We start from the raw sequence: 6,309 nt of genomic DNA on the forward strand, positions 1-6,309 counted from the left end.
TTTCTACAAATAATTTATCAGTGTCTGTATTTGAGAAACTAAAAACACTAATGATATTATTAAAGACAAATAAATATATCTTTGAGCTAACTTTTTATCATATTTAGCACAAAAATGACTTGCATAATAAATACATACTAACAGAATCATATTCATTATTCCATATATAATTTGTCTTCCTACAAAATCCTTCCCACTTCCAATAGTACAAGGTATGAAATGTGAATTGAAGTCAATTGGCATTTTATCAGGCATAGCTCCTGATAAATATAATATAGAAGGTATTAATATAATACCAAGTATTATTAAGGATGTTATTATAAAAGGAATATAAAATCCCTTATCCCTTATTATTGCTCTTGCATTATTAACTTTTACCTTGAAACTTTCTTCCTTTATTCCTTTTGATACTATTAACTTTTTAAACTTTTCAAATTCATATGGAGATAATCCATAACTTATATCCTCTGTATGTATATATATAACTCTTTTACTAGAAGTTACAAACATACGAGCAAGCCCTACATTATGAACAACACATCTACCAAAACAATACTTATGTTTTCCAAAACCAGATAATTTAAATCCATTTATAACTTTATCTTGCTCTAAAAAACCATTTACATCTTTAAAATTTATCCTAAGTTTTTTTAATCCTTTAAAACAATTTATTTCAATGTAATCATCATTAACTTCGTAAACTAAGGATAAATCCAATAAAATGTAATAAATGCATACAATGCTATAAACAAAGCTTGATACTATTACTAAATTCCTCTCTAAATAACCATTAACTATGTTATTTAATATGATCAATAGTGCATTTCCTAATAAAAGATATGCCAAGAGTTCAAATACACCATGGCCTCTTCTAGCCTTAAATTTTATCATTTACTACTTCACCTCATTGTAATTATATCATAAAATAAAGCTTTATTCAGAAACTAGCTTTTATCTTTTATTATTACCTCTATACTTTATATGAATCATAATTTTTATCTCTTCCTTTTCTTAAAACCTAAATCTTTTTCATATAATTTGAACTCCCCTACTTTATACAAACATTAAAACTTTTTAAAATACAAAAAAGATTAGTACCTTTAAGGCACTAATCTTAAGATACTAATCTAAATAATCTTTTAATTTTTTACTTCTACTTGGATGTCTTAATTTTCTTAAAGCTTTTGCTTCAATTTGTCTAATTCTCTCTCTAGTTACGTTGAATTCTTTACCAACTTCTTCAAGAGTTCTAGCTCTTCCATCATCTAATCCAAATCTTAATCTTAGCACTTTTTCCTCCCTAGGAGTTAAAGTATCTAAAACATTGATTAATTGTTCTTTTAACATTGTAAATGCAGCCGCCTCTGCTGGTGCTGGCGCATCATCATCTGGTATAAAATCACCTAAATGTGAATCTTCCTCTTCACCAATTGGAGTTTCTAATGAAACTGGTTCTTGAGCTATTTTTAAGATCTCTCTTACCTTGTCTACTGGCATATCCATTTGTTTTGATAATTCCTCTGGTAATGGATCTCTTCCTAACTCTTGAACTAATTGTCTTTGTATTCTTATAAGTTTATTTATAGTTTCTACCATATGAACTGGTATTCTTATAGTTCTTGCTTGGTCAGCAATAGCTCTAGTTATTGCCTGTCTTATCCACCATGTAGCATATGTTGAGAACTTATACCCTTTTCTGTAATCAAATTTTTCAACAGCCTTTATAAGACCTAAGTTACCTTCTTGTATAAGATCTAGGAATAACATTCCTCTACCAACATATCTTTTAGCTATACTTACAACAAGTCTTAAGTTAGCTTCTGCTAATTTTTTCTTAGCATAGTTACTTCCTTCTTCTATTTTTTTAGCAAGCTCTATTTCATCTTCTGATGATAATAGTGGAACTTTACCTATTTCTTTTAAATACATTCTTACAGGGTCATCAATAGCAATACCTTCTGGAACAGAAAGATCTAATTCTTCCTCCTCTTCCTCTTCTTGCTCAATTTCACTAATTACCTCTATACCCATTGATTCTAGAACCTCATAGATTTTCTCTATTTGTTCTGGGTTTAATTCTATTTCATCAAGTTCATCCATTATCTCCTTGTAAGTCAATGAACCGCTTTTTTTACCTTTATCTATAAGTCTTTTTACTAAGACCATTTTGTCAACTTTTTCTTTACCTTCACCTTTTTTTGCTTTTGTTGTTTTAGCTTTCATTTTATTACCTCCTTCCGCCATTAAAACTACTTACTCCTTTCTAGTTCTTTTAATTTATCACTTATTTCTTTAGCTCTTTTCACTAAATCCAGTGACTCTTTAAACATATTGTTTTGTTCACATCTTTTTAATTCTTTAAGTAAAGTAGTCTGTTCTTGCTCTAACTTATATTTTCTAATAAGATTAATATAATCTTTAACAAGAACTTCTATATTAGAAGAATGATCTAGAATAAGTAATTCTTTTACTTCTAACCATTCCTTTAAAACATTTGGATTTTCACACTTAGCTTCTACATGCTTTTCTAAATTATTAAATCCTATTTCTTCAATTGAATCATTGATTATCTTTTCTAAAGATTTAATATTAGGAGATATTAAATCATCCTCTTCTAAGTATTTCTTTACTAATGAATGGTTTTCCTCCATACAAAGAAGTTTTAAAACACTTCTTTCACATCTAACATAAGGAGGTTCCACATACAATTTCGTTCCATATTCTTCCTTATTATTAACATTTTCATGGTTTTTATTACTATTTATTAATTTTTTATTTAATAAATCATAAAATGCTTGTTCTTTTATGGATGTTTCTTCTGAAATCTTCTTTATGTAGACATCTTTTTCTATAGGATTTAAATCTGATAGTATATTAACAACCCTTTCAGCATACTTTATTAATCCATTATTATCTGAAAAATCTATACCAATTCTAGCCCTATGAAGCTTATAATCTATAAGTTTTTTTGCAGACTGAATTAACTTTATAAAAGCCTCTTTACCATTAGCTCTTATAAATTCATCTGGATCTTTACCTTTTGGTACAGTTAGTACTCTAACATCTAATCCTGCATTTTGCAATATCTCAAGTCCACGTATAGTAGCCATTTGCCCAGCAATATCTGCATCATATGATATTATTACTCTGTCTACATACCTTTTTAATAATCTAGCTTGATTGTCTGTCAATGCAGTACCTAAAGAAGCAACTACATTAGTTATTCCATATTGATGAAGCGATATACAATCCATATATCCTTCAACTATTATTAATGTTCTTTCTTGTAATCCATGCTTTATAGCAAAATTTAAAGCATATAGATTAGTTCCTTTGTGAAAGACTAATGTTTCTGGAGAGTTTAAATATTTAGGTTTAGAATCATCTAAAACTCTACCCCCAAAGCCTATTACACTTCCTTTATAGTCAAATACAGGGAAAATAACTCTATTTCTGAATCTATCATAAAAAGTTCCCTTTTCACTCTTAATCCCTAATCCAGCTGCCTCAATAGCTTCATTACTAAATCCTTGTTTTCTAAGATGGTTTATGGTATTTTGCCATCCCTCCTTAGAATATCCAAGACCAAAGCTTTTTAATATATTTTCTTTTATTCCCCTTCTTAAAAAATACTCCTTAGCTTCCTTATTATTTTGAAGATTAGAAAAGTAATATCTAGCAGCCTGCTTATTTATGTTATATAAAACCTGCTTTTTCTTTTGCGATTCGCTTTGCTTACCATCTTCTATTGGTATTATTATATTAGCTCTATCAGCTAAATCTTTAACAGCATCAACAAAGTTTAAATTTTTAGTTTTCATAACAAAACTTATTACATTTCCAGCTTCTCCACATCCAAAGCATTTAAATATTTGTTTATCAGGAGAAACACTAAAAGATGGACTTTTTTCATTGTGGAATGGACATAAACCTGAAAAATTTCTTCCCGCTCTTTTTAGTCTTACCACATCAGAAACAACATCAACAATATCGTTTTGCTCTTTAACTTTTTCTATAATTTCTTCTGAAATTCGCAAGAAATCTACTCACCTTCTTAATATTTTTTGACAATTAATTATTATTCGACATCAATTGATAAAATCCTTCTCAAATTTTAAATATAACTTTTTTTTTAATATTTTTCAAGTGTAAACGCATAATAATTATATTTTAGCAATATTTAGCCCTAATTATTCCAAAAATATTTAATACATCACAAACTTTGGAATATATATTTTATTGAACTCATTTGTACAGTAATCATCTGTCATTCCTGAAACGTAATCCGCAACCCCTCTATGTATTCCTTCTTTTTCACATATATTTCTATATAATTCAGGCATTTTAGCCCAATTCTTGTAATAATATTCTATAACCTTACTTAGTACGAATTCTGCTTTTTTCCTCTCATCTTCTAAGTATTTCCCTAAATATATATTATCAAACAAAAATTTTCTAAGCTTAACAAAGGCATCTCCTATTTCATTACTTAAAGATACCCTAGGTTCTCCTTTATCTATGTTATCAATTGTATTAAAAACACAATCTTTAACCAAAGTGTCTATTCTTTCACTGCCACTAGCACCTAAGATTTCAATAAGTTCCTTAGGCAAATCTTTTTCTTTCAAAATTCCCGCTCTAATTGAATCGTCTATATCATGATTTACATATGCAATTTTATCTGCAAATCTAACTACTTGTCCCTCAAAAGTTCCTGCTACATTGCTAACATTTGAAAATCCACTATGATTTAATATTCCATCTAAAACTTCTTTAGTCAAATTAAGACCTAAGCCATTTTTCTCTATTCTTTTTGCTACTCTAACACTTTGTTCATTATGCTTAAACCCACCTGGAAGAAAATCATTTAAAACATCCTCTCCAATATGAGCAAAAGCTGCATGACCTAAATCATGGCCTAAAGCAATAGCCTCTATTAAATATTCATTTAATGACAGAGCTACTCCTATAGTCCTTGCTACTTGAGAAACTTCTAAAGTATGAACAAGCCTTGTTCTATAATGATCTCCATAAGTTCTTATAAAAACCTGAGTTTTCCTTTTTAATCTTCTAAAAGATTTACTATGAATTATTCTATCTCTATCCACCATAAAACAGGTTCTTATCTCATCTGGTTCTTCTAAACGTTCTCTTCCTATGGATTCCTCTGAAAACTTTGCTACTCTATTTAACTTTATTCTTTCAAAAATTTCAATATTCTCTCTTATTTTCATAGCATCACCTACTATATATATTCTATGCATCTATTTAAAATCCTTTTATAATTCTAGAGATTTACAACTTTATATCTGTTTTATAAAGCAAACTATCAATGAATCTTTTTAACTTTAAACTAAACTATTTCATATTTTAAAGTATAATCTAAAGTTAATCATAATATGCTTATAATAAGTAATTTTTTATTAGGAGGTTAATCATGGGAAAGCATTCTAAAAAGTTTAATGAATCTGATGCAATTTTTAATGCTGTAGAATCCATAGTTTTACCTATGTATAATTTAGAAAACTATTCTATAGAGAATATAAAATTTAAAAATACAGATAAAAATAGAGCTGTTTACAAATTAATTGATGATATTAATAATCCTAAAAATACCTTTTGCTTAAAAAAGGTTTATTATGATGAAGGGACTCTCTTATTCATATATTCAGTTATGGAATGGTTTGCTAGAAATGAAATTAAACTTCCAAAGATGCTTCCTTCAAAGTTTAATGGTAGATTTGTTAAAGCAAATAATATGCTCTTTATGCTTTGTCCATGGGTTAAAGGTGAAAAATGTAACTTCGATAACTTACAACATATCTTATTATCCATAGAAAATCTAGCTAAAATGCATAATTGTTCAAGAAACTTTAAAGCAATTGAAGGTAGTTTAATTAAAACTGGATTTGATAGTCTCTACATATCCACATTAAAACACTTTAATAAGATTCTTTCATCATTTAATACTGCAACTAAAATGAAACATAAGGACAAATTTTCATCAATATTTTTAGATGTTTTTGATGAAAATATTTATCTAGCTAAAGAATCCCTGCTAGTTTCAGGAGCTATTAATAATAAAAATTTAAGTAGATCTCTTTGTCATGGAGATTATGTAAATAAAAATATTTTAATTGATAATACTGATGTTTGGGTAATTGATTTTGATAAAGCATCCTTAAATTATTCTATGTATGATTTATGTTATTTCATGAGACGTTTATTAAAAAGATCAAATACTAATTGGGATATAGACTTAACAAGAAAGATACTTAAAACATATAATTCAATTGCTCCTCTTACAGA

5 protein-coding genes are annotated in these 6,309 nt (G+C 27.8%); 1 reads left to right on the forward strand and 4 read right to left on the reverse strand.

What is annotated here, in order from left to right; all coding sequences use genetic code 11:
• Positions 1–3: 3 nt before the first annotated feature.
• The 4 genes from Q1J60_RS00735 to Q1J60_RS00750 all read right to left on the reverse strand — a co-directional run bounded on the left by Q1J60_RS00735 (position 4) and on the right by Q1J60_RS00750 (position 5,234).
• Positions 4–891, reverse strand: a complete 888-nt coding sequence (locus Q1J60_RS00735) for a PH domain-containing protein (protein ID WP_300257171.1) — start codon at positions 889–891, stop codon at positions 4–6.
• A gap of 231 nt (positions 892–1,122) precedes the next feature.
• Entirely contained in the window at positions 1,123–2,223 is a 1,101-nt protein-coding gene (rpoD, locus tag Q1J60_RS00740; protein ID WP_003451215.1) for an RNA polymerase sigma factor RpoD, read from the reverse strand.
• A gap of 26 nt (positions 2,224–2,249) precedes the next feature.
• Complete coding sequence (dnaG, locus tag Q1J60_RS00745) at positions 2,250–4,037, reverse strand: DNA primase (RefSeq protein ID WP_300257174.1); 1,788 nt, start codon at positions 4,035–4,037, stop codon at positions 2,250–2,252.
• A 168-nt stretch (positions 4,038–4,205) separates the two neighbouring features.
• Positions 4,206–5,234 (reverse strand): deoxyguanosinetriphosphate triphosphohydrolase, encoded by a 1,029-nt coding sequence (locus Q1J60_RS00750; protein ID WP_300257182.1) that lies wholly within the window; start codon positions 5,232–5,234, stop codon positions 4,206–4,208.
• 203 nt (positions 5,235–5,437) lie between these two features.
• Between Q1J60_RS00750 and Q1J60_RS00755 the strand changes: the two genes are divergently transcribed.
• A partial coding sequence (locus Q1J60_RS00755) for a CotS family spore coat protein (protein ID WP_300257177.1) occupies positions 5,438–6,309 on the forward strand: 872 nt, incomplete at its 3' end.

It is taken from the genome of Clostridium sp. (assembly GCF_029258205.1).
Taxonomy (GTDB): Bacteria; Bacillota; Clostridia; order Clostridiales; family Clostridiaceae; genus Sarcina.

What these genes read in the sequence shown, in the direction of transcription:
- Q1J60_RS00735 (WP_300257171.1), bottom strand. Translation starts at nt 891, where the DNA reads ATGATAAAATTTAAGGCTAGAAGAGGCCATGGTGTATTTGAACTCTTG.
- rpoD (WP_003451215.1), bottom strand. Translation starts at nt 2,223, where the DNA reads ATGAAAGCTAAAACAACAAAAGCAAAAAAAGGTGAAGGTAAAGAAAAA.
- Q1J60_RS00750 (WP_300257182.1), bottom strand. Translation starts at nt 5,234, where the DNA reads ATGAAAATAAGAGAGAATATTGAAATTTTTGAAAGAATAAAGTTAAAT.